The sequence below is a fragment of the Janthinobacterium agaricidamnosum NBRC 102515 = DSM 9628 genome, assembly GCF_000723165.1.
In the GTDB taxonomy this organism is placed as follows: Bacteria; Pseudomonadota; Gammaproteobacteria; order Burkholderiales; family Burkholderiaceae_D; genus Janthinobacterium; species Janthinobacterium agaricidamnosum.
The window spans coordinates 649,170-663,696 of record NZ_HG322949.1; the positions used below are offsets into that span (position 1 = coordinate 649,170).

Annotated in this window: 15 protein-coding genes and 1 tRNA gene (1 of these 16 running past the window's edge); 4 read left to right on the plus strand and 12 right to left on the minus strand. The window is 62.0% G+C overall.

From position 1 onward, the window contains the following. From GJA_RS28155 to GJA_RS02735, 5 genes are all read right to left on the minus strand, one after another. Positions 1 to 1,274, minus strand: the 5' portion of a protein-coding gene (locus GJA_RS28155; protein ID WP_242404431.1) for an MHYT domain-containing protein. The gene continues 16 nt to the left of window position 1, outside the view; 1,274 of the gene's 1,290 nt are visible here — the first part of the coding sequence; it begins with the start codon at positions 1,272 to 1,274; the stop codon falls past the left edge of the window. A 180-nt stretch (positions 1,275 to 1,454) separates the two neighbouring features. Continuing rightward, entirely contained in the window at positions 1,455 to 1,952 is a 498-nt protein-coding gene (locus GJA_RS02720) for a hypothetical protein (RefSeq protein WP_038488519.1), read from the minus strand. A gap of 85 nt (positions 1,953 to 2,037) precedes the next feature. Next, positions 2,038 to 2,385, minus strand: a complete 348-nt coding sequence (locus tag GJA_RS02725; protein WP_051780195.1) for a LysR family transcriptional regulator — start codon at positions 2,383 to 2,385, stop codon at positions 2,038 to 2,040. A gap of 340 nt (positions 2,386 to 2,725) precedes the next feature. Continuing rightward, on the minus strand, positions 2,726 to 3,607 hold the full coding sequence (locus GJA_RS02730) for an alpha/beta fold hydrolase (protein WP_038488521.1): 882 nt from the start codon (positions 3,605 to 3,607) through the stop codon (positions 2,726 to 2,728). Between the two features lie 21 nt (positions 3,608 to 3,628). Further along, a complete protein-coding gene (locus GJA_RS02735) occupies positions 3,629 to 4,375 on the minus strand; it encodes an SDR family oxidoreductase (RefSeq protein ID WP_038488523.1) in 747 nt (248 codons plus the stop codon). Between the two features lie 151 nt (positions 4,376 to 4,526). On the opposite strand from GJA_RS02735, the gene gcvA reads away from it, so the two are divergent. Next, complete coding sequence (gene gcvA, locus GJA_RS02740) at positions 4,527 to 5,444, plus strand: transcriptional regulator GcvA (protein WP_038498470.1); 918 nt, start codon at positions 4,527 to 4,529, stop codon at positions 5,442 to 5,444. Positions 5,445 to 5,448: 4 nt separating this feature from the next. On the opposite strand, the gene GJA_RS02745 is transcribed toward gcvA, so the two are convergent. After that, positions 5,449 to 6,459, minus strand: a complete 1,011-nt coding sequence (locus GJA_RS02745; RefSeq protein WP_038488526.1) for a zinc-dependent alcohol dehydrogenase family protein — start codon at positions 6,457 to 6,459, stop codon at positions 5,449 to 5,451. Positions 6,460 to 6,582: 123 nt separating this feature from the next. On the opposite strand from GJA_RS02745, the gene GJA_RS02750 reads away from it, so the two are divergent. Then, entirely contained in the window at positions 6,583 to 7,467 is an 885-nt protein-coding gene (locus GJA_RS02750) for a LysR family transcriptional regulator (RefSeq protein WP_242404432.1), read from the plus strand. Between the two features lie 76 nt (positions 7,468 to 7,543). Here the strand turns inward: GJA_RS02750 and ribBA are convergent, their stop codons facing one another. The 5 genes from ribBA to GJA_RS02775 form a co-directional block, all read right to left on the minus strand. Then, positions 7,544 to 8,665, minus strand: coding sequence for a bifunctional 3,4-dihydroxy-2-butanone-4-phosphate synthase/GTP cyclohydrolase II (gene ribBA, locus GJA_RS02755; protein WP_038488532.1), 1,122 nt, complete (start codon positions 8,663 to 8,665; stop codon positions 7,544 to 7,546). Positions 8,666 to 8,821: 156 nt separating this feature from the next. Then, positions 8,822 to 9,511, minus strand: coding sequence for a DUF1353 domain-containing protein (locus GJA_RS02760; RefSeq protein ID WP_061301677.1), 690 nt, complete (start codon positions 9,509 to 9,511; stop codon positions 8,822 to 8,824). A 327-nt stretch (positions 9,512 to 9,838) separates the two neighbouring features. Further along, complete coding sequence (locus GJA_RS02765) at positions 9,839 to 10,108, minus strand: hypothetical protein (RefSeq protein ID WP_197539773.1); 270 nt, start codon at positions 10,106 to 10,108, stop codon at positions 9,839 to 9,841. Between the two features lie 106 nt (positions 10,109 to 10,214). Next, a complete protein-coding gene (locus GJA_RS02770) occupies positions 10,215 to 10,640 on the minus strand; it encodes a GNAT family N-acetyltransferase (protein ID WP_038498476.1) in 426 nt (141 codons plus the stop codon). Between the two features lie 169 nt (positions 10,641 to 10,809). Continuing rightward, positions 10,810 to 10,896 (minus strand) — tRNA-Leu (locus tag GJA_RS02775). A 148-nt stretch (positions 10,897 to 11,044) separates the two neighbouring features. Between GJA_RS02775 and GJA_RS02780 the strand changes: the two genes are divergently transcribed. Next, positions 11,045 to 13,015, plus strand: coding sequence for an APC family permease (locus GJA_RS02780; protein ID WP_038488542.1), 1,971 nt, complete (start codon positions 11,045 to 11,047; stop codon positions 13,013 to 13,015). Positions 13,016 to 13,132: 117 nt separating this feature from the next. Here GJA_RS02780 and GJA_RS02785 read toward each other — a convergent pair whose 3' ends face one another. Further along, positions 13,133 to 13,879, minus strand: a complete 747-nt coding sequence (locus GJA_RS02785; protein WP_038488545.1) for an SDR family NAD(P)-dependent oxidoreductase — start codon at positions 13,877 to 13,879, stop codon at positions 13,133 to 13,135. Between the two features lie 98 nt (positions 13,880 to 13,977). Between GJA_RS02785 and GJA_RS02790 the strand changes: the two genes are divergently transcribed. After that, complete coding sequence (locus tag GJA_RS02790; protein WP_038488548.1) at positions 13,978 to 14,367, plus strand: winged helix-turn-helix transcriptional regulator; 390 nt, start codon at positions 13,978 to 13,980, stop codon at positions 14,365 to 14,367. Positions 14,368 to 14,527: the final 160 nt, after the last annotated feature.

Here is a 14,527-nt window from a genome sequence, read left to right on the forward strand (position 1 = left end):
AGTATCGGCTGGTTTTCCGCCGTCGTGCAGCGGAACGCGATGCCGGGAATATTGCCGATCAGCGAACGGAATTGCTGTTCGCTTTCGCGCAGCGCCAGCTCGATCGCGCGCCGCTTGCTGATGTCGGTAATGAACAGCACGAACAGATCGGTATCGGCCAGCCGCGCATGGCCCAGCGCGCGGCGTATCGGGATTGGCGTGCCATCCTTGCGCACCGCCATCACTTCATTGCTCTTGCCGATCAAGTTCATGTCGCCGGTGTTCAGCAAGTGCAGCAAGCCTTCGCGTTCCGAGCGCTCCACGTCGGCCAGCATCAGCTTGACGTGGCGGCCGACGATTTCATCGCGGCGCCAGCCGAAGATGCGTTCGGCCGACGCATTGAATTCCTGCACGATACCCTGCTTGTCGATCGTCACGACGCCGTCGATGGTGGTGGTCAGCAAGGAGCGCATCCAGCTTTCACTCTGGCTCAGGTGGCGGAATAATTCCCGGTAGCGCAGCCAGCCATTGGCGGACGCCACCAGTATCGTCAGCGCGACGGTGATCAGCGTCACCGCCAGCGCCAGGAAGGTGGTGCTGGCGGGGCCGGCCGCGGAGCTTGGCAGCGGACCGATAAAACGCGCCGCCGTCATGCCGGTGTAATGCATGCCGGCCATCGCGCAGCCCATGACGGTGGCGGCGATCAGGTTGCGCATGCGCGGACCGATGTGCCCACGTACGCCGCGCAGGCGAAAGCGTATCCACAGCGCCAGCGTGGCCAGCGCGACCGCCACCGCCAGCGACAGCAGGAACAGCCAGGGATCGTATTGCAAGGCCATGCCGGTGCGCATCGCTTGCATGCCGGTGTAATGCATGGCGCCGATGCCGCAGCCGACCAGCGCGCCGCCGGCCAGCAACGCGGCCGGGCTCGCTTTGCGCCGGCCGATGACGGACATCGCGACAAACGACGCCGCCACCGCCGGCAGCAGCGACAGCAGCGTCATGCTGCGGTCGTATTCGATGCTGGTGCACAGGTCGAACGCCAGCATGCCGATGAAATGCATGGCCCACATGCCGCAACCGAAGGCCACGCTGCCGCTGAGCCAGGTGATGATGCGCAATGCTGCGCTGAGTTTGTCTTGCGAGCGGCCATACGCCGTCATCTGCAAGCCCATCCACGAAGAAAAGACGGCCACCAGCACCGACAAGGTCACCAGGCCCGCATGGTGGGTGCCGTAATAAATCAGCGCGGGGTCGCTCGGCGGCGAAAAAAATTGCAGCAGGAAGTGTTTCATCAATAAGCCAATGGTGGGATTCCAGGTTGCCGGGATGCTGGATTACCTTACCACATCTATAAAATAATTAGCTTATTTGTAATTTTTATGCGTGTTAAGTGATTTTAATCTGGCCTAGGCCAGCTGCCCGGCTTGATTGGTGACGATGTTGTCGATAGTCGTTTTTTGTCGCGCCAATCGTCAATCGAACGGTTGCAAGTCGAGCCACACCGCATAAGACAGGCGCTTGCCATTCCACGCGCCGCCGCCGCGGATCGCCGCATCGCAGGAGGTCGGCTGGCCGACGATATCCTTGCGGCCCAGCTTGCGGCGCAGGCGCAAGGCGTCGCTGTGCGCCAGGTAGCCGACCAGGCGGGTGTTGATGAAGACCGCCACCGCCTTGTCCTGGTAGGGATTGTGATCGTCCGGCAGCAAGATCGCCAGGTGGCGGGTATCGGCGTTTTTTTCGCCATGCTCGCCGGCCAGCTGGCGTATGGTGTCCTGGTAGGCCGATTCGTTTTCCACTTCGGACGCATAGCGGCCGTCATCGCTCCAGTGAAAGGCGGGAGCGGTTGGCGGCAAGTCCGGCACATATTTGCGGACCGTCACCGGCAGCGGATGACGCGCCGTCGCACGCATTTTGTTGCGTACCAAAATATAGGCGATGGCGGCGACCAGCAATATGAACAGGTAAACCATGGAATCTCTCTGAAAAACAAGGTGTTGCGGCGCGATGCGCGATAGCCGCCATTTTAATCGTTCAGCCTGTAAATGGGGGAATCGGCTAATTGAGGCGCAGCAAGCCGGCTTCAAATGCGGCGATAAAGCCGGCCACCAGCGGTGTCGGGTCGCGCCGGTACATCAGGCCGACCGTCGACTGCGCCAGTTGTTCCGTCAAGTTGACCGAACTGGAATGCAGCAGCCGTATCGTGCCCTGGCCGCCCTTGCCGACTTGCTGGGTTTGCAGGATGGTGGCGGCGATATCGTCGAGCAGGCGCTTGCAATGCTCATGGAACAGGCTGCCTGCCGGCGTCAATTCGATATGCCGCGCATCGCGCACCAGCAGCGCCGTTTCCAGTTCGTTTTTCAGTTCCTTGATTTGCCGGCTCAGCGCCGATTGCGCAATATACAAACGTTACGACGCGCGCGAATAACTGCCGGCGTCCACGATTTCGACAAAATACTTCATTTGCTTCAGTGAGATCATCGTTATGCCATTTTGAGATAGTGACAGGCCATATTTGATATTGGCGTGAACCGCGGTGCTTGCGTTATAGTCAAGTTATGTGATTGACATTGCAGCGGTGGCAGCCGCATTCTCGACAGGAGGCGTGATGGACGATTTATTGCTGGCAATCGGTATTGCAGGAGTGGTGGCAAGTATTGCCTTTAAACTGAGTTTGGTCAAGAAACACAAAAAAGGACCGCCTTCGCAGGACGGCCCTTCGGATTAGCAAGGCGGTGCAGCTGGGTTAGCGCGCTGCTTTTTCCAGCAAGGCGTGGATCTCGGCGGCGATGTCGCCGACGTGGGTTTCCAGCGCAAAGTGGCCGGTGTCGAGCATGCGCACCAGCGCGTCCGGATTGTCGCGCTGGTAGGCGGCGGCGCCCGGCGGGATGAAGAAGGGGTCGTGCTTACCCCAGATGACCAGCGTCGGCGGTTGATGCTCGCGGAAGAATTGCTGGAAGGCCGGATACTGTTCCAGGTTCGACGCATAGTCCAGGAACAGGTCGAGCTGGATCTCGCGGTTGCCCGGCCGCTCCATCAGGGCCATGTCCAGGTAATACGTTTCAGGCGCCACATCGAGCGCATTGGCGACGCCGTGCGTGTATTGCCATTTGACGCCTTCCAGGTTCAGGATGCCGCGCACCACGTCGCGGTTGGCGGCGCTTGGATCGGCCCAGTAGGCCTGGATCGGGGCCCACGCATCGCCCAGGCCGTCCAGGTAGGCATTGCCGTTTTGCGACACCAGCGCGGTGACCCGCTGCGGTTGGCTGGCGGCCAGGCGCAGGCCGACCGGCGCGCCATAGTCGAACACGTACAGCGCATATTTTTTCAAGCCCAGCGCTTGCACGAAGGCTTCGGCCGTCAGCGCCAGGTTATCGAAGGTGTACACATAATTTCGCTCGGCCGGCACGCTGGTGAAGCCGAAACCCGGCAAGTCCGGCGCGATCACGCGGTAGCGCGTGGCCAGCAGCGGTATCAGTTCGCGGTACATGAACGACGACGATGGGAAGCCGTGCAACAGCAGGATGACGGGAGCGTCTTTCGGTCCCGCTTCGCGGTAAAAGATATTGACGCCATCGGCATCAACGGTGCGCAGCGCGGCGCGGGTGTTGCAGCTAGGGGTAGACATGGCTGATTCCTTTGATTGATATTAAAACTGGCTGATGCCGCCATCGACGACGATTTCGGTGCCGGTCACGAACGACGCGTCGTCGCTGGCCAGGAACAGCACGGCCTTGGCGATTTCGGCGGCGCCGCCAAAGCGGCCCAGCGGAATTTGTGCTTCGATGCCGGCCGCCGCCGCGCTCAGTTGTTCATCGCTCAAGCCCAGTTTTTCATGGAACGGCGTGGCGGTCGGGCCGGGGCTGACCGCATTGACGCGGATGCCGCGCGGCGCCAGTTCCGCGCCCAGCGTGCGGGCCAGCGAACGCACCGCCGCCTTGGAGGCCGACAGGATGGAAAAGCCCGGCGCGCCGACCGCGTTCAGGAACGAGGTGGCCAGCACGATGCTGCCGCCGCTGGCCATCAATGGCGCGGCTTTTTGCACGGTGAAGAAAACGCCCTTGAAATTGATCGCGAATTGATCGTCGATCTGCGCTTCGGTCACCGCTTCCAGCGCCGCGACCGTGCCGACGCCGGCGTTGGCGTACAGGATGTCGAGTTGGCCGAAACGGGCGCGCACGGTGCTGATTACCTGGTCCAGGTCGGCCGCCTTGCGCAGGTCGGCGTACAGCACGGTGACTTCCGGTCCCAGTTCGCGCGAGGCGGCGGCGATGCGTTCCGGATTGACGCCGGTGACGATCACGCGCGCGCCTTCGGCGTGCAGCAGTTTGGCGGTTTCCAGGCCGATGCCGGTGGTGCCGCCGGTGATCAGGACGGTTTTGTCTGCGAGTTTCATGGGCTTGCTCCGATAGTGGTAGTGGATGGCAAAGATGGTGGCATTGCCGTGCCTGCACTATCGTCCTTGACCGCGGCGCCGACAACTGAGATGATCTGTGCACCCCGGATAGAAAAACTATGTCGGCCTGTTGTTGACCTGTTTTCATGCCATGCGAGCCCCTAATAATCTCAATGCCTTGCGCGCCTTCGAAGCGGTGGCGCGCCACCTCAGCTACGTGCGCGCCGCCGATGAATTGAACGTGACGCCGGCGGCGGTCGGCCAACTGGTGCGCGGCCTGGAAGAAACCCTCGGCGTGGCGCTGTTCCATCGCACCCAGAGCGGCGCGGCCAGGCTGGAATTGACCGAAGAGGGGCGCAGCGCGATCCCCGACCTGCAAGCCGGCTTCGACTTGCTGGCCAGCGCGGTCGGACGGCTCAAGGCCAGCGTGTCGCGCACCACTGTCAGCGTGACGGTGCCGCCGGCGTTCGCCGACAAATGGCTGCTGGGCCGCCTGGAGCGTTTCCAGAGAAGCCATCCGCACATCGACCTGGTGCTCGACACCAATGGCCGCATCGTCGATTTCAATACCGCGCGGGTCGACCTCGGCATCCGTTTCGGCGCCGGCCGCTGGCCTGGCCTGAGCGCGACCCATTTACTGGACGATGATTTTTTCCCGGTCTGCAGCCCGGCCCTGCTGGGCGGCGAATATCCGCTGACCAGCGCCGCCAACCTGCGCCATCATGCGCTGATCCACGACGTGTCGATGCGCGGCGAAGCGTCCTTTCCCGGCTGGTGCAGCTGGCTGAAAAAGGCCCGCATCAAGGGCATCGATTCGGAACGCGGCTTGCAGGTCAACGATTCGGCGGCGGTGATACAGGCCGCGATCGCCGGCGGCGGCGTCGCGCTGGGCCGCAGTTCGCTGGTGGTGAACGACCTGGCGTCGGGACGGCTGGTGCGTCCGTTCGGCGAGGCGCAACCTTGCGGCTTCGCGTATTACGTGGTGCGCAAGGAGGGCGTAGTGGCCTGCGCCGCCGTGAACGCGTTCACGGCGTGGCTGCTGGCCGAAGCGCAGGCCGGGCAGGGATAGCTGCTTAAGCGAAGCGCAGCACCACTTTGCCGAACGGACTGCCGGCCAGGTAGGTCAGCGCGTCGTCGACCTGGGCCACGTCGAACACGCGGTCGATCACCGGCACGATCTGGTGCAAGGCGATAAAACGGCTCATCCGCTGGAACATGCTGCGCGAGCCGGTTTCGACGCCGCGCACATTGATATTCCTGGTCATCACCGTGTAGATATCGAGCGGATTGGTCTCTTCCTGCACCACGCCGATGATCGCCACCGTGCCTTCGAACGCCACTGCGCGGGCGGAGCGGCGCAGCGAGTCGGTCAAGCCCATGTCCAGCACCAGCTGCGCGCCCTTGCCGCCGGTCAGCGCCAATACTTGCTGGTCCCATTCCGGCGTGACGGTCGAGTTGATCACGTCGTGGGCGCCGGCTTGCCGCGCCAGCTGCAGCTTGTCGTCGCTGCGCGACACGACGATCACGCGCGCGCCCAGCGCCTTGGCGAACTGGATCGCGAACACCGCCACGCCGCCGGTGGTTTGCACCACCACCGTGTCGCCCGGCGCCAGCACATTCAGCTCGGCCACCGCATGCCACGCGGTCAGCGCCGCGATCGGCAAGGTCGCCGCCTGGATATCCGACAAGCTGTCCGGGATCGCCACCAGTTCTTTTTCATGCACCTGGATTTTCTCGGCCAGCACGCCGTCGCGGCTGCGGCTGCCCAGCGAAACGGCCAGCCCTTCCTCGGTCAGCGGACCGTCGATCCAGTTCGGCAGCACGGTCGAGTTGACCCGGTCGCCGGCCTTGAAGCGGGTCACGGCGGAACCGACCGCCTCGACCAGGCCGGCCGCATCGCTGAATGGAATCATGCCTTCGGCCGCCGGGCGGAAACGGTTGCCCTTGACGAAATAGACATCCCGGAAGTTCAGGCCGATGGCGCGCACGGCAACCAGCACGTCATGCGGGCCGAGCGGAGCCGGCTGTTGCTGCTGGCGCACTACCTGACCGCGGCCATCGGTGCGGAAAATATCGTAAGTCATGTCATCTCCAAAAGGGCAGGCATAGGGTTTATGCATGGGAGTAGTATTGACCTGAACGCATGGATAAACAATCCGTTTAAAATGCAAAGGTTTGTTGCTCTGATCGCAAAGATGGAGGATGGTATGGAGATGCTCAACGAAATGGCGGTATTCGCCCAAGTGGTCGACAGCGGCGGCTTTTCAGCGGCGGCGCGCCAGCTCGGCGTGGCCACGTCGGCCGTCAGCCGCCACGTGGCGCGGCTCGAAGCGCACCTGGGCGGGCGTTTGCTGTTGCGCACCACCCGTTCGCTGTCGCTGACCGAGCTGGGCCAGCAAGTGCATGCGGCGTGCGTGCGCATGCTCAGCACCGCGCGCGAAGTGCACGCGCTGGCCGGCAGCTACAGTGCGCGGCCGAACGGCGTGATGCGCATCAGCGCGCCCATCGTGTTCGGCCAGGTATGGCTGGCGCCGCGCCTGCCCGGTTTCCTCGACCGCTATCCGGACGTCGACGTGCGCCTGACGCTGACCGACCGCACCATCGACCTGGCCGAAGACGGCATCGACCTGGCCATCCGGATCGCGCGCGAACTGGCGCCGGGACTGGCCGCGCGGCCCCTGTGCGACATGCGCTATGTGCTGGTGGCGTCGTCCGCCTATCTGGAACAGCATGGTGCGCCGGCCGCGCCGCGGGATTTATTACAGCATCGCTGCTGCTATCTCGGTTATGGCGCGTTCGACGATCAATGGCGCATGCGCCGCGGTCCGGACACGGAGGAAGTCAGGCTGCCGGCGCGCATCACGATCAACAATAGCGGCGCCATCATGGCGCTGGTCGAAGCCGATGGCGGCATCGGGCTGGTGCCCGATTTTGCGGCGCGCGCCGCGCTCGACAGGGGCAGCGTGCAGTTGGTGCTGCCGGAATGGGAATTTTGCGGCCCGTACACCGGCGCCGTGCATGCGGTGTACACGCCGGGCCGGCATCTGGCGTTGAAGCTGCGGGCGTTCATCGACTATTTGACGAACAGTTAGCGCGCCGGACAAAACATTCAGGGCAAGGCGATGCAACGCATCCATGGACGTTTTGCCCGGCGCTCCCGGTGGAAAATCAGTCGCAATCGGTGCCTGGGCACGGCACAAAACCGACCACTTCCAGGTCAAAGCCCGTCATCGACGGCATCTTGCGCGGGTTGGCCAGCAGCTTCATCTTGCCGACGCCCAGTGCGCGCAGGATTTGCGCGCCGATGCCGTAGCTGCGCAAGTCCATGCTGGCGGCGCGGCCCTTCGGTTTGATGCCCGGCGTGTCGAGCGCGCTGAACTGGGCAAACAGATCGTTGGCCGATTCGCCGCAATTGAGCAGCACCATCACGCCGCGCTCTGCAGCCTGGATCGCCGCCAGCGAGGCCGAGATATTCCACGAGTGGGTGGTCGCCTCGGTTTCCAGCAAGTCGAGCACCGACACCGGCTCGTGCACGCGCACCAGCGTTTCCAGGTTCGGGGCCAGGTCGCCGCGCACCAGCGCCAGGTGGGCCGAGCCGCTAGGCTTGTCACGGAACGCGATCATGCGGAATTGGCCGTGCGCGGTTTTCAAGGGACGTTCGGCGATGCGGTCGACCAGCGATTCGTTCTGGTTGCGGTAGTGGATCAGGTCGGCGATGGTGCCGATCTTCATATTGTGCAGGGCCGCGAATTCCAGCAAGTCCGGCAGGCGCGCCATCTCGCCGTCGTCCTTGAGGATTTCGCAAATCACCGACGCCGGCGTCAGGCCGGCCATCGCGGTCAGGTCGCAACCGGCTTCGGTATGGCCGGCGCGCATCAGCACGCCGCCATTGACGGCGCGCACCGGGAAGATATGGCCCGGCTGCACGATATCGGCGGCGACCGAATCTTTCGCTACCGCGACCTGGATGGTGCGCGCGCGGTCGGCGGCGGAAATACCGGTGGTCACGCCTTCGGCCGCTTCGATCGACACCGTGAAATTGGTGCCGAAGGCGGTGCCGTTACTGGTCGTCATCATCGGCAAATTCAGGCGTTCGCAGATTTCCTCGTTCAAGGTCAGGCAAATCAGGCCGCGCGCGTAGCGGGCCATGAAATTGATCGCTTCCGGCGTCACGAAATCGGCCGCGAGCACCAGGTCGCCCTCGTTTTCGCGGTCTTCTTCGTCGACCAGGATCACCATGCGGCCAGCGCGCAATTCGGCGACGATTTCTTCGGTGCTGGATATTGCCATTTTTGTATCCTTAATAATGAAAACAGGCTATGTAAATGTATCTTTGCCCGCTATTTTAAAGGATTTGGCGTATCCGGACCGTAATGGGGGGCTGGCCGTCCGGCACGCTGCCGCCAAGCTCGGGGGCAGCGTCCGCTGTTCAATCGCGCCTGGCCGTCACTCGATGGCGGCGGTGTCGTTGACGGCCACTTCGGCGCCATGTTGGAAGTAAAAATCCATCGGCCGCAGCGATTCGGCGTACGCATCGATTTCTTCGATCGAGATGGCATCCGGATCGGCTTCCAGCAGTGCTGCCAGCCTTGCCATGGCCGGTGCGATATCGGGGGCGGAATAATCGGCGTTCCTGAACCGGTAGCCGGGGACGCCGGCCACAGTCTTGACGTTGTTGATGCAGTTTTCACCGCAGGCGATGCCCGGGATCAGCTGGACCCATTTCGGCCCGCCCAGCATGACCGCCAGGTACATGGTTTTTGCCTTGACCATGGACACCCCCTGATCGATGAGCCCCTCGTAAAATACCTTGTGGGTCTGGCGCCACGGCCGCACATGCCGGTCGCAGTAATGGTCGTGAATAATCGCCGCCTTGATAAACGAAGGATCGAAGGGCGCGCCGATGATGGGCTGGAAAATGCCGGGTATCGAAGCGCCATCGGTGACCAGCCCGGCCTTGGCTTCCCATTCCACGTGATCGGCATCCTTGAAATGCAATTTGTTTTTCAAGGTGCATTGTCCGGTCGCCTGGCATCCGGCGGGCAAGAGTTCCAGGTGACCGGTAAATTGCGCGAACGAATAGCCGGGAGCGGCGGATGTCATTACCAGGCACAGCATGATTAAATAACGATGCATGTTCGAGTCCTCAGAAGAGTGGGGCAATGGAGCGGCGATACCGCCAAGTCAAGCGTCTGATGTGCAAAAACTGTTATGCGTGCTATTTTTTCCGCAGCCTATGCGCTTTGCCGAGACAAATGCCAGGCTGCAGAGAAGTGACTACCGGCCCTGCGGGTCTCCTCCTGTTCACACGGGTGCGGTATGTTTTTCCCAGCAAGGATCGTGAATTGTTATGGTGATGTTGCTCACAGTAACTAAATTTCTCTTGCTAATTTACGCATATTGTCACTGTTGCATTTTCGAGACGTGGGCGGGAGTTCCGACCGCCGGATTGAAGGCCGGCGCTTAGCGTTCGATCCGGTGCCGCACCGGCGCCACCGACCACGATACCGTGTGCTGGTCGATCATGTCGTGTACCGGCGAATCGGCCAGTTCTTCCATCAGCCGGCCCATCGCCGCGCGGGCGTTGCCGGCGCTGTCCCAGATCAGCATGTCGACGATGGCGCCGTCGTCCCATCCGGCGATCCGGCGCGCGATGAATCCGGGCTGACGTTTCAGCCAGGCGTCGATGTCGGCATTGGCGGCGATGAATTCGTCGCAAGAACAGCCTGCCACGCAGCAATCGGGCATGTCCTGGGTTTCCGCGAGTACGGCCGGCTGTACGGCTTGCCGCCGCTGAAGGATGTCGAACGGCTGCGTGCGGCGTCGATGGCTGCTTGAGTCAGCGCACGGGGCGATACAGCGCCATGCCGACCGAAGCGGGAGCGGTCGGCTTGAAGCCGAATTGGGCGTACAGGTCTTGCGCCTTGCCATCGGCGATCAGGCTGACGTAGCCGCTGGCCGGCACGTTTTCGGCGATGTAGGCGCTGATTTCGCGCATGATCAGCTTGCCCAGCCCCCGGCCCTGATGGGCGGCCAGCACCGCGATATCGGTGACCTGGAAAAAGCAGCCGCCATCGCCGATGACGCGACCCATGCCGACCACTTCATCGCCGTGCAAGACTTGCACCGCGAACAGTGAATTGGGCAGGCCGCGCGCCGCCGCGTCGTCGGTCTTGGCGCTCAGGCCGGAGCCGGTGCGCAGCTGCTGGTAAGTGCCGACGCTGGGGATTTCCAGGCGCAAGGTGTAGGGAGATAATGCTGGCAACGGCGGCTCCTGCGGTTGATGGTCATGGTAAATTATAAATGCGGATGTGCCACGCGTGAACACCGCAGCCACCATCGCCTTGCATTCCGCCAGGCCGCAATCATGCGGCGCATCAAACCGGCCGCCCAAAACAAAAAACCTCTTGAGCGATCAAGAGGTTACAGTTGGGTGGTGCCGGGAGCCGGAATCGAACCGGCACGCTGTCTCCAGCGCGGGATTTTGAGTCCCGTGCGTCTACCTATTCCGCCATCCCGGCAACGCGAGACGGATTATCACTGATTTGCGACAATCCGGCAAGAGCCTTCGGCGTTTTTTATGGTTTATCCCGTTTGGACGGCGATTTGATTGGGCGTATCATCCCCTTACCGTCAGCTATCCAGCGGGCCGGCAAGCCGGATATCGGTATGAGAAACAAGAAGATACGCGAAATTATTCTGGGCAAGCCGCTCGATCCGATGCAGGCCGACACCCGCCATTCGATGGCGCTGGTCGCCTTCCTGGCCTGGGTCGGTCTCGGCGCCGATGGCTTGTCGTCGTCCGCCTACGGTCCGGAAGAAACCTTCAAGGCGCTCGGCGCGCATACGCATCTTGGCCTGTACATGGCGCTGGCCACCGCGGTGACGGTGTTCATCATCGCGCTGGCGTACAACCAGGTGATCGAACTGTTTCCGACCGGCGGCGGCGGGTATCGCGTGGCCAGCAAACTGGTCGGGCCGTACATGGGCCTGATTTCCGGCTGCGCGCTGATCCTCGATTATGTGTTGACGATCGCCATTTCAATCGCTTCCGGCGTCGATGCGCTGGCGTCGTTCTTGCCGCTCGGTTTACAGCCGTATAAATTATGGGCCGAGATATGTTTCATCGCGCTATTGATCGTCATGAATTTGCGCGGCCTGAAAGAGGCGATCCAGATCTTGCTGCCGATCTTCATCGGCTTCGTCGTCACGCATTTGATCCTGATCGTCTATGGCGTGGTGGTGCACGCCTCGCATTTGCCGGAATTGCTGCCGGCCACCATGACCGAAACCGGCGACCTGGCCAGCCATATCGGCTGGGCCGGCGTGGCCGGCATGCTGCTGCTGGCGTATTCGCAGGGCGGCGGCACTTATACCGGACTGGAGGCGGTGTCGAACAATGTCAATTTGCTGGCCGAACCACGGGTACGCACCGGCAAGGTGACGATGTTGTACATGGCCTTGTCGCTGGCGTTCACGGCCGGCGGCATCATCTTGCTGTACTTGTTGTGGGACGCCAGGCCGACCGCCGGCGAAACGCTGAACGCGTCGACCTTCAAGACGATCATCGGCAGCATGGACCTGGGCGGGCCGGTGCTGAACCAGGCGCTGCTGGTGATCGTGCTGGCGTTCGAGGCGGGCTTGCTGTTTGTCGCCGCCAATACCGGTTTTCTGGGCGGGCCGTCGGTGTTGTCGAACATGGCGGCCGATTCCTGGGTGCCGCACAAATTCCGCTATCTGTCGACCCGGCTGGTGACGCAGAACGGCATCCTGGTGATGGGCGTCGCGGCATTGGCGATATTGTTGTGGACCGGCGGCAGCGTGACCTTGCTGGTGGTGCTGTATTCGATTTCGGTGTTCCTGACGTTCGCCATTTCGCTGTTCGGCCTGTGCCGGTACTGGATGCGCAACCGCAAGCAAGGCAGGCACTGGCTGCGCCGCTTATTGTTGTCGCTGGCAGGTTTCGTGATTTGCGCCGGCATCCTGGCGATCTTGCTGTATGAACGGTTGACGCAAGGCGGCTGGGTCACGGCGCTGATCATCGCGGCGATTGCCGGCCTGTGCATGGTAATTCGCAAGCATTACTGGCATACCAGGGAAGCGATCCAGCGCGTCGACGAGGTGTTTGCCTGCCAGCCGTTCGGACCGAACATTGATCCCATCGCCGGAATCGAACCGGAGCCGGAACGGCAGACCGCCGTGTTCATCGTCGGCACGTCGCGCGGCGGCGGCTTGCACGCCTTGCTGTGGGTGCAGCGCATGTTTCCCGGCCACTTCAAGAACTTTATTTTCGTCAATGCGCGCACCGTCGATGCGCATGCGTATGGCGGCGAGGGCGCGTTGCAGCAGATGCGTACCGAGGCGGCCGGCACGCTGGAATTTTTTGTCGATTTTTGCCACAGCCACGGCATGGCGTCGGCATCCTACCTGGGCTTCGGCACCGATGCGGTGGATGAAATCACCCGCTTGTGCGAAGAAATCAGCCATGAATTCCCGAATGCGATTTTCTTTACCAGCAAGCTGATTTTCAGCACCGATAACTGGTTCACCCGCGTGCTGCACAACCAGGCGTCGCTGGCGGTGCAGCGCCGTTTGCATCTGGAAGGGTTGCAGATGGTGATCTTGCCGATGAAGGTGTGAGCGTTGCCGAGGAAATGCCGGCTGTCGGAGCATGGCCGCTGCCGGCATCGGGGCGAGCCGGCAATCTGCCGTGCCCGCCTTGCTGTGAAGATTGTTGCACAGCATACCAATGAACCGTCAGACCTGCGCGTATCCGCCATCGGCAAACAATTCGCTGCCAGTCATGAAACTGCTGTCGTCGGATGCCAGGAACAGCGCGGCGGCGGCGATTTCGTCCGGTCGCCCCATGCGTCCGATCGGGGTGGCCGCCACCAGGCCCGCCTTCAGCTTGTCCTGCTGATCGGCCGGGGCCAGGCCGAGCAGGCCCGGTGTCTCGGTCGGACCCGGCGACAGTACATTGACGCGAATTCCCGTGCCCTTCAAATCCAGCGCCCAGCTTCTGGCCAGATTGCGCACGGCCGCCTTCGATGCGCTGTAGACACTGAAGCCGGGCGTGCCCATCGAACCCGTCGTCGAGCTGGTCAGAATGATCGAACCGCCCGCTTTCATCAATGGCAATGCCTTCTGGATAGTGAACAGCGTTCCTTTGACGTTCACGCCGAAAGTCCGGTCGAACGACGCTTCGGTAATGGCGCCGAGCGGTTCGGTATCGCCCAGGCCCGCGTTGGCGAACAAGATATCGATGTGTCCTTTTTCGGACGCCACTTCGGCGGTGATGCGATCAAGATCGTCCAGCCGGGAAATATCCCCTTGCACCGCGATGGCGCCATGTCCGATGGCTGCGAGCGCCTTGTCCAGTTCGTCCTGGCGCCGGCCGGTGATGACGACCTGCGCACCCTCGGCCGCAAAACGCTTGGCCGCGGCCAGCCCGATGCCGCTATTGCCACCTGTGATTAATGCAACTTTTCCGTTGAGCCTAGTCATGTGATAACTCCTGGTGAATGAAGAATTAAAGAATAGACTAGTACAAATAAAATGTATAGTATGCACCTTTTTGTTAGTACCTTGATGGGAGTCCTGAAATGACGGTCATGACGTTCAATTGCGGCCTGGAAGCCGCGCTAGCTGTGCTAGGCGGAAAGTGGAAGCCGCTGATACTGTTTTATTTGGCACAAGGCGTGCATCGATATGGGGCACTCAGGCGTGCCGTGGGAAATGTCAGCGACAAAGTGCTGATCCAGCAGCTGAAAGAGCTGCAATTGGACGAAGTCGTCGAGCGCATCGATTTCAAGGAAATTCCGCCGAAGGTGGAGTATTCGCTCACGCCGTTCGGCCGCTCGCTGGCCAACGCGCTTGGCCCGCTGTGCATCTGGGGCACCCAGCATATGGTGGAAGTCGAACGGCTCAGCCAGCGCCGCCAGGCATCGCCGGATGGCACGACGACGCCGGGCGCAGCCAAGCCAGGCGCTTAGAGCCTATCCCAGTAGATGAATACGTCCCCTGCTGGCGCCCCTCAGCAGCGGGGACTGCGTTGCTCGTCGTCGCGTGGCCCGCCACGCTTGCTCCTCACGCCTGGTCCGCGCTGCTGATGCGCTGCCAGCAGAAGACGCTCACTACTGGGATAGGCTCTTA

Bases quoted from the DNA above. Each gene is read 5' to 3' on its own strand.
- GJA_RS02780 (WP_038488542.1), top strand. From the start codon at position 11,045: ATGAGAAACAAGAAGATACGCGAAATTATTCTGGGCAAGCCGCTCGAT.
- GJA_RS02750 (WP_242404432.1), top strand. From the start codon at position 6,583: ATGGAGATGCTCAACGAAATGGCGGTATTCGCCCAAGTGGTCGACAGC.
- GJA_RS02735 (WP_038488523.1), bottom strand. From the start codon at position 4,375: ATGAAACTCGCAGACAAAACCGTCCTGATCACCGGCGGCACCACCGGC.
- GJA_RS02790 (WP_038488548.1), top strand. From the start codon at position 13,978: ATGACGGTCATGACGTTCAATTGCGGCCTGGAAGCCGCGCTAGCTGTG.
- GJA_RS02730 (WP_038488521.1), bottom strand. From the start codon at position 3,607: ATGTCTACCCCTAGCTGCAACACCCGCGCCGCGCTGCGCACCGTTGAT.
- GJA_RS02745 (WP_038488526.1), bottom strand. From the start codon at position 6,459: ATGACTTACGATATTTTCCGCACCGATGGCCGCGGTCAGGTAGTGCGC.
- GJA_RS02760 (WP_061301677.1), bottom strand. From the start codon at position 9,511: ATGCATCGTTATTTAATCATGCTGTGCCTGGTAATGACATCCGCCGCT.
- GJA_RS02720 (WP_038488519.1), bottom strand. From the start codon at position 1,952: ATGGTTTACCTGTTCATATTGCTGGTCGCCGCCATCGCCTATATTTTG.
- GJA_RS02785 (WP_038488545.1), bottom strand. From the start codon at position 13,879: ATGACTAGGCTCAACGGAAAAGTTGCATTAATCACAGGTGGCAATAGC.
- gcvA (WP_038498470.1), top strand. From the start codon at position 4,527: ATGCGAGCCCCTAATAATCTCAATGCCTTGCGCGCCTTCGAAGCGGTG.
- ribBA (WP_038488532.1), bottom strand. From the start codon at position 8,665: ATGGCAATATCCAGCACCGAAGAAATCGTCGCCGAATTGCGCGCTGGC.